Genomic DNA, 16,919 nt, shown 5'->3' on the forward strand with positions numbered 1-16,919 from the left:
TACTAAATTAACGATCTGACACAACCACTGTGATGTGGCTTGTACGTTTTAAAATACGATCTGCACGACCTTTAGCACGTGGCATAACACGTTTCATACTAGGACCTTCATCTACGAAAATCTTAGTCACTTTAAGATCATCGATATCTGCACCATCATTATGCTCAGCATTAGCGATTGCAGACTCAAGCACTTTCTTAACTAGCGATGCCGCTTTTTTGTTAGTGAAAGTTAAAATTTCTAACGCTTGATCTACTTTTTTGCCACGGATTAAATCCGCAACTAAGCGAGCTTTTTGCGCTGAAGTGCGAGCGTAACGATGTTTAGCTATAGTTTCCATCTTTTACCCCTTACTTCTTAGCTTTCTTATCCGCAGCGTGTCCGCGGTAAGTACGAGTCGGTGCAAATTCACCGAGTTTATGACCAATCATTTCGTCCGATACATAAACTGGAACGTGCTGACGACCATTATGGACTGCGATGGTCAATCCGATCATTGAAGGAATGATCATTGAACGACGGGACCAAGTTTTAATTGGTTTTTTATCCCCGCTTTCCACCGCCTTCTCTACCTTCTTCAACAAGTGTAGGTCAAGGAAAGGACCTTTCTTGAGAGAACGTGGCATGGCTTATCCTCTTTAATTGATTAAAAAATTATTTACCACGACGACGTACGATGTATTTATCAGTACGTTTGTTATGGCGAGTTTTCTTACCTTTGGTTTGAACGCCCCAAGGAGTAACAGGATGTTTACCGAAGTTACGACCTTCACCACCACCGTGAGGGTGATCAACAGGGTTCATTGCTGTACCACGAACTGTTGGGCGAACGCCTCTCCAGCGGTTAGCACCAGCTTTACCAAGAACGCGAAGCATATGCTCTGAATTGCCCACTTCACCGATGGTTGCAGAACATTCAGCTAATACTTTACGCATTTCACCTGAGCGAAGACGTAAAGTAACATAGTTACCTTCACGCGCAATAATTTGTACATAGCTACCTGCAGAACGAGCAATTTGTCCGCCTTTGCCAGGTTTTAATTCAACGTTATGTACAGTTGAACCAACAGGGATATTACGCATTGGTAATGAGTTACCAACTTTAATAGGTGCGTTTACGCCTGCTTGGATTTGATCGCCTGCGCTTAAACCTTTAGGTGCTAAGATATAACGGCGTTCACCATCTTTATAAAGCACTAAAGCAATATTTGCACTGCGATTTGGATCATATTCAAGACGCTCAACAACCGCTGGGATATCTAACTTGTTACGTTTGAAATCGATTAAACGGTAATGTTGTTTATGACCACCACCGATATGGCGAGTAGTAATACGTCCTAAATTATTACGGCCACCAGTTTTAGATTTGCTATCTAATAATGGTGCGTAAGGTTTCCCTTTATGTAATTCAGGGTTTACGATTTTAACAACGTGACGACGACCAGCGGAGGTCGGCTTACATTTTACGATAGCCATTTATTTCTTTCTCCTCCGTAATTACTCTGCACCTTCAACGAAGTCAAGTGATTGACCTTCTTGAAGAGTTACATAAGCTTTTTTCCAGTCACTGCGATGTCCCATCTTCGTACCACGACGTTTAGTTTTACCTTTAACTACAACAGTACGAACAGAATCTACTTTCACTTCAAATAATTCTGCAACAGCTTTTGCAATCTCTGCTTTGTTGGCATCTAAAGCGACTTTGAAAACGATGGTGTTTGACTTCTCAGCGTTATTTGTTGCTTTCTCAGAGACGTGAGGTGCTTTTAACACTTTTAGCAAACGTTCTTGTTGAATCATGCTAACATCTCCTCAATTTGTTTCACTGCATCAACAGTTAAAACCACTTTATCAAAAGCGATTAAACTTACTGGATCAATACCTTGAACATCACGTACATCTACTTTGTATAAGTTACGCGCTGCTAAGAATAAATTCTCATCTAAGTTTGCAGTGATGATAAGAGCGTCAGTTAACGCCATATCTTTTAATTTTTGAACTAAGGCTTTAGTTTTTGGTGCATCGATTTCGAATTTTTCAACAACAACTAAACGATCTTGACGAACAAGCTCAGATAGAATGCTTTTGATTGCACCACGGTACATTTTTTTGTTCACTTTTTGGCTGTGATCTTGTGGTTTCGCTGCGAAAGTTACACCACCTGAACGCCAAATTGGTGATTTCACATCACCAGCGCGAGCGCGACCTGTACCTTTTTGACGCCAAGGTTTTTTACCTGAACCAGACACTTCAGCACGAGTTTTTTGTGCGCGAGAACCTTGACGAGCACCTGCTGCATAAGCAACAACTACTTGGTGGATTAACGCTTCATTAAACTCACGTCCGAAGGTAGTTTCAGAAACAGTTAGTGCGTTTGCACCTACAACTTGTAATTCCATCTCTATCTCCTAGACTTATGCTTTAACTGCTGGTTTAACGATAACATCACTATTAGTTGCACCAGGCACAGAACCTTTAACTAATAATAAATTACGCTCAGCATCTACACGAACAACTTCAAGTGATTGAACGGTTACACGCTCAGCACCTAAGTGTCCAGCCATTTTTTTACCTTTAAACACACGACCTGGAGTTTGGTTTTGACCAATAGAACCAAGTACACGATGTGATAAAGAGTTACCGTGGCTTGCATCTTGAGTACGGAAATTCCAACGTTTAACACCACCTTGGAAACCTTTACCTTTAGATGTACCAGTAACATCAACTTTTTTAACATCTGCAAAGATGTCAACATTAATTTCTTGACCTAAAGTGAATTCTTCACCTTCAGTTGTACGAAATTCCCATAAACCGCGACCAGCTTCAACACCTGCTTTCACGAAATGGCCTGCTTCAGGCTTAGTTACACGGCTCGCTTTTTTAGAACCAGTAGTAACTTGAATTGCAGTATAGCCATCGTTTTCAAGAGTTTTAACTTGAGTTACACGGTTTGCTTGGATTTCGATAACAGTAACTGGTACAGACACACCATCTTCATTGAAGATACGAGTCATACCAACTTTACGACCGACTAAACCAATCATTGTCATAACCTCTTAATTAACCTAGGCTGATCTGCACGTCAACGCCGGCAGCCAAATCTAAACGCATTAATGCATCAACAGTTTTTTCTGTTGGTTCTACGATATCTACTAAACGTTTGTGTGTACGAATTTCGTATTGGTCACGAGCGTCTTTATTAACGTGTGGAGAAATCAACACGGTAAAACGTTCTTTACGCGTTGGTAAAGGAATTGGACCACGAACTTGTGCGCCAGTACGTTTAGCTGTTTCTACGATCTCCGCTGTAGATTGATCAATCAAACGATGATCAAAGGCTTTTAAGCGGATACGGATTCTTTGGTTCTGCATTAGACCAGAGCTCCAATAATTTTTAGCTAAAATAAAACTGACACCATCACCTTTCATAAACTTCATTGAAAGGGAAGTGCAGTAACCTAATATTATAGTCCCCCAATCGGGAACATTTTATGTATTACAAAATCTGTAACACGCCTTTAATAAATGATTACATCAAAGGGCTTTCTAAGAAAGCTTATGGATTATACTTAGCTCAGCTAGGAATTGCAACCAATTTCTCAACAAAATCTGAAATTTAGTATTCCCACTTCTCAGGATTAATCCCTAGTTCACGCATAATTTCTTTTGCCTGCTCAGGAATTTCATCGTGGCGTTCTTTTAGTAAATCCTCATCGGTCGGTAATGGCTGCCCTGTAAATGCGTGTAAAAATGCCTCACACAATAACTCACTATTTGTTGCGTGGCGTAAATTTTTGAGCTGACGTCTTGTCCGCTCATTGGTTAAAATTTCCAGCACCTTAATTGGAATAGATACAGTAATCTTCTTTACTTGCTCACTCTTCTTACCGTGCTCTGCATAAGGGCTAATATATTTACCGTCCCAATTTGCCATAACGCCACCTTAAATCTCCACAAAAATTGTGTTTATTTTAAAGAAAAATCGCCGAAATAACAATCTAGACATTAAGACTGCTAGATAGCTAAAAATTTTATAAAATTACACCGCACTTTATCTCATAGATTTTCTTTATTTTTACTTGCCGAACCGCATTTTTCAGCTTAATCTAAAATTCCATTCTTCATTTATATATAAGGAGCATTTATGGCACACATCTCAACCATTCGTTACACAGGCAATTTGCACAACGATCTCACTCATCTACAAAGTGGCAATACCATATCAACCGATGCTCCCGTTGATAACAACGGCAAAGGTGAAGCCTTCTCCCCAACTGATCTACTTGCAGCTTCACTTGGTGCTTGCGCAATGACTATAATGGGAATCCACGCCAATAAACTTGGATTAGACTTAACTGGCACTCGCATTGAAGTACAAAAAGAAATGGCGCTCAATCCACGCCGTGTTGCACGCGTTACCTTAGATTTTTACTTAAGCAAAGCATTAGATGACAACGCACGCTCAATCTTGGAAAATGCAGCCCACACCTGCCCTGTCGCCAAAAGCCTGAGCGCCGACTTAGTGCAAGAATTTCGTTTTCATTATGAATAATGAAATAGGCATATAAATCATCTGCAGCCAAAACGAAACTTTAATCTCACTGATTAAGCTGCAGATGTTTTACGATGAATAAACTAAAGGCTGAATCCTATATCGCACTCAGCCTTTAAATTAGTTTAATTTTGGAAATGTCTTAATTCATCTTATACAATTTAAGATAAATACTTCGCCTTCAACTCTTTCGCCACGGCAATTTGCTGTGCGGTGGCTTTGGCGGTCATTGGTTCGCGGCAGTAGCCTGCGTCCACGCCTTCAAGTTTAAGCAATTCTTTAATGGTGAGATACAAGCCGTTTGCCAAAATGCCTTCGATGAGATCATTGGTAACGTGTTGAATTTCGCGGGCTTCAGCAAGTTTGCCTGCTTGGGTAAGCTCAAAAATTTGTCTTGCGCGGATACCATTGACGTTGAACGTACTACCAATTGCACCGTCCACACCAAGGGCAGCGGCTGGTAGCATCATTTCATCAAAACCTGCCCATACAAGGTGATCAGGGTAAGCTCTTTTCAAGCGTTCTAACAAATAGAAATCACCTGCGGTGAATTTTACGCCTAACACTTTCGGATTTTTGTAAAGTTCGCCAAATTGCTCTACGCCAATATTCACACCGGTTAAGAATGGAATGGAATAGACGATCATATTATTGCCTGTTTCGGCAATAATGGTGTCGTAATAATGTTTAATCTCTGCAAAGCTAAATTTGTAGTAGAACGGGGTTACCGCTGAAAGGCTGTCGTAACCAAGTTCGGTGGCGTATTTACCTAATTCCACGGCCTCGTGTAAATTTACGCTGCCTACTTGTGCAATCAGTGCCACTTGGTCTTTTGCTTCGTCTTTGGCGATGCGGAAAATTTCTTTTTTCTCCGCAGTGGAAATCATAAAGTTTTCCCCTGTGCTGCCGCCCACATACAAGCCGTCCACTTTCATTTTATCAATGTTGTAGCGAATAATTTCACGCAAGCCTTTTTCATTGATTGAGCCGTCTTCGTTGTAAGATACAAGCAAGGCGCTAAAAATACCTTTTAAGTTTTTCATTTGTTTCTCCTAAGCTAGTAAGCTAATTTTATTTGATCCGTTGTTCTAAAATCACGTTTACGGTTTTTTGTTTCATTTCCGTTGCATTATTTTCTTCCGCTTGCACAATCAAGGCATAGATTAAATCCAAGACAAAAAGCTGTGCAATTTTCGTTCCGATAGAATCGCCTTGTAGTTGCCCTTGTCTATGTCCGTTAATCAGCACATAGTCAGCAACCTGTGTAATGGGTGAACGTAAATTATGGGTTAATGCCACCGTTGTTGCGCCATTTTTCTTCGCAACATTTAATGCCTGAATAGTTTCTTTGGAATAGCCTGAATGGCTAATGCCAATTACCACATCGCCCTCATTCATTAATGACGCTTGCATATACATAAAATGATTGTTGCTACTTGCATCTACCTGCAAACCAATTCGCATTAATTTGTGTTTTGTATCTTCTGCGGTGATGCCTGATGAGCCCACGCCAAAAAGAAACACGCGTTTTGCCTGACGCATTGCCACCACCACTTGTTCAAGCTGTTTTACATCAAGTAAATTAATGGTTTCTTTAATCACATTATTAATGGAATTATGCAATTTTTCTGCGATACTTTGCGGATCGTCCGATTTACTAATATCGCTATCTAGCAAAGAATTTGGCTGTTTTTCTTTGGTGGCAAGCTCAATGGAAAGCTGTAATTTAAAATCGGTAAAACCTTTGAAACCAAGGGTGCGGCAGAAACGAATAAAAGTCGCTTCCCCGACATCGAATTGCTGCGCAATCTCCGCCAAAGAAAATTGGCCCAGTAAATGGGGCGAAGACAAAATTGTGGTGGCAATTTTTTTCTCCGTTTTCGTTAAGCTGTTATACAACGCCCCAATGGTATCTAAAATATTGCCTGTTGTTGCTACCATAAGACCCTCCTTGTTATAACTTAACTAACTAATTCTACTGGCACTTTTACCACTAATTTTTTGATAAATTCTGGCGTATCCCCTGCCACACAACCAGGTTTATGCGGTTCATAAGGGAAAAACACGGCAAACATTTTCGGCGTTAAAAACACCGCACTTTTGTTTGGAATATCTGGCGTAAGTTGATAATCATCTGCTTCGTTGTATTCATTATAAGTGCTGAGATCAGGCTCATTTACGCCATATTCAATCACTTCATTGCCGCTAATGAGCAGTTGAACATCAATGTATTTATGGTGAAGTTCTGCTTGTTTGCTGTCGCTTGGTGCGGTGTCAAACTCCATCACATTCATATAAATTTGATCGGTGAGATCGTGGCGGCCAACGGTTAATTTGGTGAGCTCCATTCTTCTTAATTGATGACAAATTTCTGCCAGCACCATTGGTAAACCTCTGGCAAAATCATCACGGGTTAAATCGCCTAAAATCATTTTGTACTCCTTTGATTTTTATTGTTTTGCTACTTGTTGTTCTAGCCAATAAGCCGCACCTAATAAGCCCGCATCAGCGCCAGATTGAGCCGCTTCAACAGGGCATTGATAAAACGCTGGCATTGTCTGTAAATATTGTTGTACTAAAGGCAAATAACCTTGCGCCAAGCCCACGCTGCCGCCTAGCACCACTTTTTGAATATCTAGGCTAATCACCATATCAGCAATTAAATTGGCAATAGCTTGCGCGGAACGTTGCACAAGTGCGGTGGCTTTTTCGTCATTTTTTCTAAAGCGTTCAAACACTTCTTTTGGTGAACAAGGTTCTGCCCATTGTGAAGACACCGCTTCAATGGCTCGTCCTGATGCAATGGCTTCCACACAACCTTTACGCCCACAACCACACATTGGCCCGTTGGGATCAGCAAGGGTATGGCCAATATGCCCAGCAATGCCGTTCTCGCCGGTGGTTAATTCGCCATTTAAAATGATCCCACCACCCACACCTGTGGATACGGTAATAAATAAGAAATTTTGCACCGCACTTTGATCTTGTGCTTGATATTCCGCACAGACCGCAGCTTGCACATCATTGAGTAAGCCAATGGGCTTATCGGTGTAACGTGCAATACACGCTTTCAGTGGAAAATTGGCAAGGCCGCCCAAATTTTTCGGATTTAATGCGGTTAGCACGCCACGATTAATAATCCCTGTGGACGCCACGGCCACCGCATCAAACTGCCCTGCATAGCCTGTAACTAAGGTTTTTAACGCCTGCTCCATTCCTTGTGCAGACTGATCTTGCGGGGTGCTAATTTGCTGGCGTTGTGAAATCACGCCATTTTCCACCAATGCAGCGGCAATTTTTGTGCCACCAATATCTAATGCTAAACAACGCATACGCCGTCCTTGTTTTAGTTATGATTTTGCTGATTTCACCGCACAGGCAAACCAGCTCACAATATGTTCTAAGCGAGTGAGTGCTGATCCCACGGTAACCACATCTGCGCCAATTTCAATGGCTTTTTTCGCCAGTTCTGGGGTGTTGTAACGCCCTTCCGCCATCACATAACAGCCTGCGGCTTTGAGATCTTTTACTAGCTGATAATCAGGTTCATCAGGCACTTCACCGCCTGTGTAGCCCGACATTGTGCTGCCCACAATATCAAAGCCGAGTTTTTGGCAATACAGCCCTTCTTCCAAATTCGAGCAATCGGCCATCGCCAAACAGCCTAATTCTTTGATTTTTTTCACCGCACTTTCAAGGGATACAGGACGCGTGCGCAGCGTACCGTCTACGGCAATAATGTCTGCGCCAGCCGCTGCTAAATCTTCAATATCCTGCAAAAACGGGGTAATACGCACAGGGCTATCTGGCAAATCACGTTTTACAATCCCAATAATCGGCTTATCCACCACAGGGCGCGTGGCTTTTAAGTTTTCGACTCCTTCAATTCGCAATCCAGCCGCGCCTCCTTGCACTGAGGCTTGTGCCATTGCCGCCACAATCTCAGGCTTATCCATAGGGCCGTCATCAACTGGTTGGCAAGAGGCAATAAGCCCGTAGCGAATCTGGTTTAGCACATCTTGATGTGATAATTTTGACATATGAACTCCAAGATATTTTTTAGAAAAGAAGTTGATTTTCGCTGGTGCTAGAATAGACCTCTCAAAATAAAAAACAAGAAAAATAGTTTAAAAGTGAGATCTAGATCATAAATTGGAGTAAAATTTCATAAAATAAATTGATAACCCCATTCCGACACGGTATTTTAAAAGGGAAAAAGCTGAATGTCCTTTCTTAAGCTTTTTCTATACAAGAAAACTTTCCCTTTGCCTTTTTGAAATATTACTTCAGAAAGCCAAAAGAACAATAATACAAATTTCCTCTTTCTTTTCTTCAAAAAACAGAAAGAAAACATACCGCACTTTATGTGCTAACGATCTGGAGTTCGTATGAAATATTTTAATAAATTAGAGGAATGGGTCGGTGGAGTATTATTTTTACTCATCTTTATGATTCTACTCGCCCAAATTATCGCACGCCAAATCTTTGATTCGCCGTTTATCTGGAGTGAGGATCTGGCAAAACTCTTATTTATTTATGTTGCAATGTTTGGGATCAGTATGGCAACCCGCACGCAACAACACGTTTACATTGATTTCCTCACCAATTTGATGCCTGAAAAGGTGCGTAAGGTGATCAATTCTTTTGTGCAACTCATTATTTTTATTTGTATTTTCTTGTTTATCTATTTGGGCTTTAAAGTTTTTCTTGATTCTACCTTTGAAATTGTTTCCTTGCAGATTTCAGAAAAATGGCTCTATGCGCCACTGCCTTTTATCTCAATGCTGGTGATGGTTCGCTTTCTTCAAGCGCAAACAGAAAACTACAAAAACCAACTTAGCTTTCTGCCTGCAACTTTTTACATCATCGTCGGCATTGTGCTGTTTAGTATTTTGATGACGCACCCAGAATGGTTCAAAGCCTTGCGTATCAGCAACTATATAAAACTAGGTAGCAATGCGGTTTATGTCTGTTTGGCAGTATGGTTGTTAATTATGTTTTTGGGTACGCCAGTAGGTTGGTCGCTGTTTATTGTTACCATTTTGTACTTTGCAATGACACGCTGGAATATTGTGAATTCCGCCTCTTCTAAGCTAGTAGATAGTCTAAACAGTTTCCCATTGCTTTCTGTACCATTCTTTATTTTAACGGGAATATTAATGAATACAGGGGGCATAACCGAACGGATTTTCAACTTCGCCAAAGCCTTGTTAGGGCATTATTCTGGCGGTATGGGACACGTTAATATCGGCGCAAGTTTGATTTTCTCTGGAATGTCAGGCTCAGCGCTGGCTGATGCAGGGGGCTTAGGTCAGCTTGAAATTAAAGCAATGCGTGATGCGGGCTATGATGATGATATTTGTGGTGGCATCACGGCGGCATCTTGTATCATCGGGCCACTTGTGCCACCAAGTATTGCAATGATTATTTACGGTGTAATCGCCAATGAATCTATTGCCAAACTCTTTGTGGCAGGCTTTATCCCAGGGGTGCTAATCACCATTGCGTTGATGACAATGAACTATTTCGTTGCTAAAAAACGCCATTATCCAAAAACGCAGAAAGCCACGTTACAACAACGCTGCGCCGCATTCAAAAGTGCTATTTGGGCAATTCTAACCCCAATTCTGATTATTGGTGGGATTTTCTCTGGCTTGTTTACCCCAACAGAAGCCGCCATTATCGCTGCCTCTTATTCCATAATTGTCGGAATGTTTGTGTACCGCGAACTCACGCTCAAAATGGTATTCAAAAGCTGTGTGGAAGCAATGGCAATCACAGGGGTAACCGCCCTAATGGTGATGACGGTAACCTTCTTCGGCGATATGATCGCGCGTGAGCAAGTGGCAATGCGCATTGCCGATCTCTTTATGGCAGTAGCTGATACCCCAACCACTGTGCTAATTATGATCAACTTGCTGCTCTTATTCTTAGGAATGTTTATTGATGCCCTTGCGCTACAATTCTTAGTGCTACCAATGCTAATCCCAATCGCGGTGCATTTCGGCATTGATCTGGTCTTCTTTGGCGTGATGACCACGTTAAATATGATGGTGGGCATTTTAACCCCACCAATGGGAATGGCATTATTTGTGGTAGCCCGTGTGGGAAATATGCCAGTAAGTACCGTAACCAAAGGGGTGCTACCGTTCTTGATCCCTGTGTTTACCACCTTGGTGCTTATCACCATCTTCCCACAAATTATTACCTTTATCCCAAATCTCTTAATGCCATAAGAGAAAACAAAAACCAAAGTGCGGGTGAAAATTCACCCGCTTTTTTTATGGCTAAAAATACGGAAAAAAGCACCGCACTTTAAAATAAAAAAGGATTGAACATCAAGCTCAATCCTTTTCTTTGGGATAAATTATTTTACTTTGCTTTCTTGAATAATCGATAAAATCCCTTGTCGTTTACGCCAGTGCAGTAAATAGCCTGCCACCAAGCCCACCAAGGCGAAAGGCAACCATTCGATAGAATAAGGCTTAAGCGGAAGCTGTTCGAGAAAATCCATTTTGCCTGAACCCAACACGGATAAAATCGACACCAAGGTTACCAAACCAATGGCTAAGCGATGAGCCAAAATCGGCATTGGCAAAAATAAATTAATTAATAACAACAAAATGACCGTAATGGTGATGGGATATAAAATCATCAGCACAGGCAAAGAAAGCCCGATCACTTCTTTTAGCCCTAAATTGGCGATCACAAAGCTAATCAAACAAAATAGGAGTGCGTAAGTGCGGTAAGAAAAACGTGGGAATTGTTGTGCAAAATAGCTACTGATCGAGGCACACAGCCCCACCGCCGTGGTTAAACAAGCCAGCGACACAATGATATTCAGCACCAATCGCCCTAGCTCACCAAAGGCCATTGCTGTAACGTGGTTTAAAATATAAGTGCCAAGATCCTGTTTATTTTGATGTAACTGCGCCAGCACATCAGGGGAAATGATCAAATGATTGCCCACCCAACCAAGGGAAATATAAATAAATGCCAAGGCAACCCCTGCGATCATTGCGGCAAAAATGGTTTGTTTTTGTAACGAAACCGCTTTTACTGCGCTGGATTTAATCGCCCCTAGCACCATTGTAGAAAAGGCGATGGAAGCCAATGCGTCCATCGTTAAATAGCCATTAATCGCCCCATTGAAGAAATAAGTATGGCTTGCCGCTGGCATTGGCAAAGGCGTTTTTCCCACCAGCATTAGCCCTGCCTTGACCACTAAGGCAATAATCGCCAGCAATAACACCGGAGTGAGAATAGAGCCTATACGCTCCACCATTTTGGAGGGATTTAGGCTCAGCCATAAAGTAAGTGCGAAATAAGCCAGCGTGAACAACAGTTGGGAAAGGCTATCTGCTTCTTTAAGAAAAGGGATCATCACCATTTCATAAGACATCGCCCCCGTTCTCGGCCCAGCAAAAAAAGGCCCGACCGCAAGGGAAATAGACACCAAAAATAACACAGAAAACCACGGGTGAATTTGGCGTAACGCTGCCATATAACCACCGCGGTAAAACGCGCCAACAATAATGCCAAGCAGTGGCAAGCCCACGCCAGTTAGCACAAAGCCTGAGATAGACGGCAAAAATTCCGTGCCTGTTTCAAAGCCTAATTTAGGCGGAAAAATCAAATTCCCCGCCCCAAAAAAAATGGCAAACAGCATAAAGCCAATAATAAAGGTATTTTTTGTCATTCAATTTTTCCTTTATTTTTTCCAATTTTTCAACGCATCGGCAAAGGCATTGCCCATTGCGCTGTTATTTTGTGGCTTACGCTGCGCTTGTGCGTTACGCTGATTTTTCGCCGTCAAAGTGCGGTGATTTTTTTCGCCATTTTGTGATTTATCCACAGGTTGTTCGTCTAAACGCATTGTCAGCGCGATACGCTTACGCGCTACGTCCACTTCCAACACTTTGACTTTCACAATATCCCCTGTTTTCACCACATCGTGCGGATCTTCCACAAATTTATTGGAAAGGGAAGAAATATGCACCAACCCGTCCTGATGAACGCCAATATCCACAAATGCACCAAAGTTGGTTACGTTGGTTACCGTGCCTTCAAGGATCATTCCTGCTTTCAAATCACTGATTTCTTCCACGCCGTCCATAAAGGTGGCAGTTTTAAATTCACCACGCGGATCACGCCCTGGTTTTTCTAGCTCTTTGAAAATATCCTGCACCGTTGGCAAACCAAATTGTTCATCAATAAATTGTTTTGGATCGAGCTGACGAATGGCGCTGGCGTTGCCCATTAAATCTTGGATAGATTGCTGCGTGGCTTGCAAGATTTTTTCCACCACAGGATAGGTTTCAGGGTGAACGCCTGACGCATCAAGGGGATTTTGCCCCGCAGAAATACGCATAAAGCCCGCACATTGTTCAAAGGCTTTTGGCCCTAAACGGGACACTTTTTTCAGCTCTTCACGGTTTTCAAAACGGCCATTTTCATCGCGAAATTGCACGATATTTTGTGCGAGCGTTTTAGTCATTCCTGCCACGCGAGCAAGTAGCGGTACAGAAGCTGTATTGAGATCCACGCCCACGGCGTTTACACAATCTTCCACCACCGCGTCCAATTTGCGTGCTAATTGGGTTTGATTAACATCGTGCTGATACTGCCCCACACCAATAGCTTTCGGCTCAATTTTCACTAATTCCGCGAGCGGATCTTGCAAACGCCGTGCGATCGACACCGCACCACGCAAAGATACATCAAGCTGTGGAAATTCTTGTGCCGCTAATTCTGACGCAGAATAGACAGAAGCACCCGCTTCGCTCACCACCACGGTTTGTGGTTTTTGTCCTGAGATTTGCTTTAATACGTCTTTGGCAAAGCGTTCTGTTTCTCTTGATGCTGTGCCATTTCCAATGGCGATCAGTTCCACATTATGGCGTTCGATTAATTGATAAAGGCTCGCCATTGCCGCAGCTGCTTGTCCTGTATGTGGGTAAATAGTATCCGTTGCTAGTAATTTCCCTGTATTATCCACAACAGCAACTTTTACCCCCGTACGCAAACCTGGGTCTAAGCCCATTGTGTTTTTCGCTCCCGCGGGAGCTGCCATTAAAAGTGCGGTGAGATTTCGAGCAAAAACATTGATGGCTTCTTCTTCCGCTTTCTCACGCAACTGGCTCATTAATTCCGTTTCCAAATGAAGCGAAATCTTAATTCGCCACGTCCAGCTAATCACCTGCTCACGCCATTTGTCTGCGGGTTGCTGATTGAAATGCACGCCCAAATGTTGGCGAATAATTTCTTCACAATAACTCTGACGTGCCCCTTCTTCCTGTTCTGGATCAGCATTTAAGCTCAACTGCAAAATGCCCTCATTACGTCCACGGAACATTGCTAAAGCACGGTGCGAAGGCACATTATGCCAAAGCTCTTGGTGATCAAAATAATCTTGGAATTTTTCCCCTTCCTGCTCTTTACCTTCTAAAACTTTAGAAATTAACACCGCACTTTGTTGTAGATACTGACGCACTTTCGCCAATAATTGTGCATCTTCCGCGAAGCGTTCCATTAAAATATAACGCGCGCCGTCTAGTACCGCTTTGCTATCAGCAAAGCCTTTTTCTGCATCAATATAAGCGTTTGCTGCGCTTTCAGGATCTTGGCTTGGATCATTCCAAAGGCTTTCTGCCAACGGCTCAAGCCCTGCTTCAATGGCTATTTGCCCTTTAGTACGGCGTTTCGGTTTGTACGGCAAATACAAATCTTCCAGCTCAGTTTTGCTTTGGGTTTGTTGGATTTGGTCGCGTAATTCCTCCGTCAATTTGCCCTGTTCTTCAATGGATTTCAAAATGGTTTGACGGCGATCTTCTAACTCGCGCAAATAAATTAAGCGGGTTTCAAAATGGCGTAATTGGGTGTCATCTAAGCCGCCCGTTACTTCTTTACGATAACGCGCAATAAAAGGAATGGTGTTGCCTTCGTCCAATAATTGAATGGCAGCTAAAATCTGCTGCGGACGCACCGCAAGCTCTGCGGCAATAATTTGGGAAATTTGTTGATTTAGCATTGGCTCTTATTTTGATTAGTAAAACAATTAGTAAAAATTGCCATAGGATACTGGTTTTACGGGCTTTGCTCAAATGTTTATTATGAGCTTATGCTATCTTTGCTAACGCCTTTACTTTATGATAAAAATGATTTGAGAAAAAAACTGAGAGATAAAGATGAATTTACCGCACCGAGAACCCCATTTTTGCCGCTTTGCATTGCAGCAATTAATGCCCTTTGTGGATCAATTTCCTATCCAATATTTAACGGGTAAACAGGGTTGCCAAATTGCCTATCGCCATTTTTTGCACGCGGAAAGCTCGCCAAGTGCGTTACGAAAATTGATGATTTTAGTTAATGGACGGGCGGAGAATATGCTGAAATGGTCGGAATTGGCTTATGATTTTTATCAATGGGGTTATGATGTGCTGCTTTTCGATCACCGTGGGCAGGGCTATTCGCAGCGTCTATTGGCGGATAAAGACAAAGGCTACATTGATGAATTTCGCTTTTACTGCGAGGATATGGACGCGGTCATCAAGCAGATCACTCAGCATTCTGATTATTCGCAACAATATCTGCTGGCTCATTCTTTAGGCTCACTGATTTCGGCTTATTATTTAGCGAACTATGATCATCATATTCAAAGTGCGGTGCTTTCTTCGCCATTTTTTGGCTTGCCAACTAAGCATTTATTGCGCGATGAACTGATTATTAATTTGATGATGTTATTTGGGCAAGGGCAACGCTATGTGTTTGGCAAGAGCGCCTATAAACCCGCCAATCTCGATCAAAATGAACTCAGTTTTTGCAAAACCAGAATGAAATGGATGAACCGTATTAATCGTTATTTTCCTGAATTAAGCCTTGGTGGGCCAACGTTCCGCTGGGTGCATTTGTGTTTAACCGCAATTAAAGGGCTGGAAAAAATTTTGTCGCGCATTGAAATTCCTGTTTTGGTTTTGCAAGCTGGCAAAGAAAAGATCGTAGAAAATGCACAGTTGGAAAAATTGGTTGCCTGCTTGCCAAAAGGGCAACTCATCACGGTGGAAAATGCCAAGCACGAGATTTTATTTGAACGGGATAAAATTCGCGCCGAAGCCTTAAGCGCGGTGCAAGCCTTTATTTCCAATAACGGTACAACAGCACGCCAAACAGCGTAAACAGCAGACTGCCGCCAAGATGCAAAACAATAATTGCCAGCGCAGATAGCCATTTTTCCGTTAAAAAATCATTCACTACTTCAGCGGAAAAAGAAGAAAAGGTGGTGAGGCTGCCTAAAAATCCAGTGATCAAAAATAATCGCCACTCGCTAGAAACTTGCGGATATTGCCAAAGTAAAGCGATCAAAATACCGATTAAAAAACAGCCAAGATAATTGGCGATAAGCGTGCCAAAGGCAAGAAAAGAAAACAGCGGATTAAGTAGCTCGCTTAGCCCCCAACGGGTGCAAGCCCCGAGTGCTGCTCCGCCGCTGATTATCAGTAAGGATTGCCAAATTGCCATTTCGCTTTAATTAATACAGACCAAAGGTCGCACGCAAATAGCTGGCAACGGCTTCGTGGCGGTTTAAACCGATTTGTTCTAACTGCGGACAGGCTTGTTTTAAGCGAGGATCGGCGTTACCCATAATGCAGCCTTTACCCACTTCGCTGAGCATTTCTATATCATTCATACCATCACCAAAGGCAATGCACGCGCTCAAACCATATTCACACCCTTGTACCACTTGGGCAAGTGCGGTGGCTTTTGACACGTTTTTATTCATAATCTCTAAACATTGCGGCGTGGAATAGGTGATATAAATCGCATCGCCAAAACGCGCTTTCAAATGCGCTTCAATCGGGGCGAGATCAGCGGGTGTGCGTCCAATAAAAAATACTTTTTCTGTGCCACGTCCGTGGTGGTACTGAAAATCCGCCACCTGATAGCTAAAGCCAGAATCTTGATGATATTTCGCCAACTCGGGCAAATCTAAACTAATAAACCAGCCTTCATCTTGATAGCTATTGACGAAAACATTTTTTTCATCGTACGGGGTTTGCATTATTTCAAGGGCAATGTCCTCAGGCAGACTGTTGCTTAATAACAATTCACCTTGCAGATTATGCGCCCTTGCACCATTTGACGTGATAAGCACCGCATTATCCAGCTTCACCTTGCCGACAATATGCGCCACATCTTCATACTTTCGCCCCGTGGCGAGAATAATATCAATCTTTTCTTGCGCTAATTTTTCAAGGGTTTCAATAGTAAAATCACCGATAACGTGATCCCCATTGAGCAATGTGCCGTCTAAATCTGAAACCACAGCACGAAATGGTCGATTTTGCATAGTCAAACTCCTTCAACAAAA

The 16,919-nt window shown here is 42.4% G+C and carries 20 protein-coding genes; 3 read left to right on the forward strand and 17 right to left on the reverse strand.

Annotated elements, in window-relative coordinates; all coding sequences use genetic code 11:
- Positions 1-7 precede the first annotated feature (7 nt).
- The 8 genes from rplV to metJ all read right to left on the reverse strand — a co-directional run bounded on the left by rplV (position 8) and on the right by metJ (position 3,934).
- Complete coding sequence (rplV, locus tag DYC50_RS00680) at positions 8-340, reverse strand: 50S ribosomal protein L22 (RefSeq protein WP_017805227.1); 333 nt, start codon at positions 338-340, stop codon at positions 8-10.
- A gap of 10 nt (positions 341-350) precedes the next feature.
- Complete coding sequence (gene rpsS, locus DYC50_RS00685) at positions 351-626, reverse strand: 30S ribosomal protein S19 (protein WP_005539416.1); 276 nt, start codon at positions 624-626, stop codon at positions 351-353.
- A 28-nt stretch (positions 627-654) separates the two neighbouring features.
- A complete protein-coding gene (gene rplB, locus DYC50_RS00690) occupies positions 655-1,476 on the reverse strand; it encodes a 50S ribosomal protein L2 (RefSeq protein ID WP_115248599.1) in 822 nt (273 codons plus the stop codon).
- A gap of 21 nt (positions 1,477-1,497) precedes the next feature.
- Positions 1,498-1,800: a 50S ribosomal protein L23 gene (gene rplW, locus DYC50_RS00695; protein ID WP_035687397.1), complete on the reverse strand. Its 303-nt coding sequence runs from the start codon at positions 1,798-1,800 to the stop codon at positions 1,498-1,500.
- Positions 1,797-2,399 carry a 50S ribosomal protein L4 gene (gene rplD, locus DYC50_RS00700; RefSeq protein ID WP_103853555.1) on the reverse strand — a complete coding sequence of 201 codons (603 nt, stop codon included), beginning with the start codon at positions 2,397-2,399 and terminating at the stop codon, positions 1,797-1,799. Before rplD ends, rplW begins: the two co-directional genes overlap by 4 nt.
- A gap of 15 nt (positions 2,400-2,414) precedes the next feature.
- A complete protein-coding gene (gene rplC, locus DYC50_RS00705; RefSeq protein WP_035687403.1) occupies positions 2,415-3,044 on the reverse strand; it encodes a 50S ribosomal protein L3 in 630 nt (209 codons plus the stop codon).
- 16 nt (positions 3,045-3,060) lie between these two features.
- Positions 3,061-3,372 (reverse strand): 30S ribosomal protein S10, encoded by a 312-nt coding sequence (gene rpsJ, locus DYC50_RS00710; RefSeq protein ID WP_001181005.1) that lies wholly within the window; start codon positions 3,370-3,372, stop codon positions 3,061-3,063.
- Between the two features lie 244 nt (positions 3,373-3,616).
- Entirely contained in the window at positions 3,617-3,934 is a 318-nt protein-coding gene (gene metJ / locus DYC50_RS00715) for a met regulon transcriptional regulator MetJ (RefSeq protein ID WP_115248600.1), read from the reverse strand.
- Positions 3,935-4,144: 210 nt separating this feature from the next.
- Between metJ and DYC50_RS00720 the strand changes: the two genes are divergently transcribed.
- Positions 4,145-4,552, forward strand: coding sequence for an OsmC family protein (locus DYC50_RS00720; protein ID WP_115248601.1), 408 nt, complete (start codon positions 4,145-4,147; stop codon positions 4,550-4,552).
- 161 nt (positions 4,553-4,713) lie between these two features.
- Here the strand turns inward: DYC50_RS00720 and nanA are convergent, their stop codons facing one another.
- From nanA to DYC50_RS00745, 5 genes are read right to left on the reverse strand one after another with little or no spacing between them, the layout of a single operon-like run.
- Positions 4,714-5,595: an N-acetylneuraminate lyase gene (nanA, locus tag DYC50_RS00725; protein ID WP_115248602.1), complete on the reverse strand. Its 882-nt coding sequence runs from the start codon at positions 5,593-5,595 to the stop codon at positions 4,714-4,716.
- A 28-nt stretch (positions 5,596-5,623) separates the two neighbouring features.
- On the reverse strand, positions 5,624-6,493 hold the full coding sequence (locus DYC50_RS00730; RefSeq protein ID WP_115248603.1) for a MurR/RpiR family transcriptional regulator: 870 nt from the start codon (positions 6,491-6,493) through the stop codon (positions 5,624-5,626).
- A gap of 20 nt (positions 6,494-6,513) precedes the next feature.
- The gene (gene nanQ / locus DYC50_RS00735) at positions 6,514-6,984 is read right to left on the reverse strand and encodes an N-acetylneuraminate anomerase (protein ID WP_115248604.1); all 471 of its coding nucleotides are present in this window, start codon (positions 6,982-6,984) and stop codon (positions 6,514-6,516) included.
- Between the two features lie 18 nt (positions 6,985-7,002).
- Complete coding sequence (locus DYC50_RS00740; RefSeq protein WP_115248605.1) at positions 7,003-7,884, reverse strand: N-acetylmannosamine kinase; 882 nt, start codon at positions 7,882-7,884, stop codon at positions 7,003-7,005.
- An 18-nt stretch (positions 7,885-7,902) separates the two neighbouring features.
- Entirely contained in the window at positions 7,903-8,592 is a 690-nt protein-coding gene (locus DYC50_RS00745; RefSeq protein ID WP_115248606.1) for an N-acetylmannosamine-6-phosphate 2-epimerase, read from the reverse strand.
- A gap of 348 nt (positions 8,593-8,940) precedes the next feature.
- Between DYC50_RS00745 and DYC50_RS00750 the strand changes: the two genes are divergently transcribed.
- A complete protein-coding gene (locus tag DYC50_RS00750) occupies positions 8,941-10,788 on the forward strand; it encodes a TRAP transporter large permease subunit (RefSeq protein ID WP_115248607.1) in 1,848 nt (615 codons plus the stop codon).
- A 131-nt stretch (positions 10,789-10,919) separates the two neighbouring features.
- Here the strand turns inward: DYC50_RS00750 and brnQ are convergent, their stop codons facing one another.
- Positions 10,920-12,251 carry a branched-chain amino acid transport system II carrier protein gene (brnQ, locus tag DYC50_RS00755; protein WP_115248608.1) on the reverse strand — a complete coding sequence of 444 codons (1,332 nt, stop codon included), beginning with the start codon at positions 12,249-12,251 and terminating at the stop codon, positions 10,920-10,922.
- Between the two features lie 12 nt (positions 12,252-12,263).
- Entirely contained in the window at positions 12,264-14,582 is a 2,319-nt protein-coding gene (locus tag DYC50_RS00760; protein WP_115248609.1) for a Tex family protein, read from the reverse strand.
- A 157-nt stretch (positions 14,583-14,739) separates the two neighbouring features.
- Between DYC50_RS00760 and DYC50_RS00765 the strand changes: the two genes are divergently transcribed.
- Positions 14,740-15,726 (forward strand): alpha/beta fold hydrolase, encoded by a 987-nt coding sequence (locus DYC50_RS00765; protein WP_115248610.1) that lies wholly within the window; start codon positions 14,740-14,742, stop codon positions 15,724-15,726.
- On the opposite strand, the gene crcB is transcribed toward DYC50_RS00765, so the two are convergent.
- Both crcB and DYC50_RS00775 read right to left on the reverse strand, forming a co-directional pair.
- Entirely contained in the window at positions 15,686-16,069 is a 384-nt protein-coding gene (crcB, locus tag DYC50_RS00770) for a fluoride efflux transporter CrcB (RefSeq protein ID WP_115248611.1), read from the reverse strand. The two genes, DYC50_RS00765 and crcB, sit on opposite strands and share 41 nt — an antisense overlap.
- A 10-nt stretch (positions 16,070-16,079) precedes the next feature.
- Complete coding sequence (locus tag DYC50_RS00775; protein WP_115248612.1) at positions 16,080-16,898, reverse strand: Cof-type HAD-IIB family hydrolase; 819 nt, start codon at positions 16,896-16,898, stop codon at positions 16,080-16,082.
- Between the last annotated feature and the right edge of the window lie 21 nt (positions 16,899-16,919).

Origin of the sequence: Avibacterium avium (assembly GCF_900454535.1) — a bacterium.
Lineage (GTDB): Bacteria > Pseudomonadota > Gammaproteobacteria > Enterobacterales > Pasteurellaceae > Avibacterium > Avibacterium avium.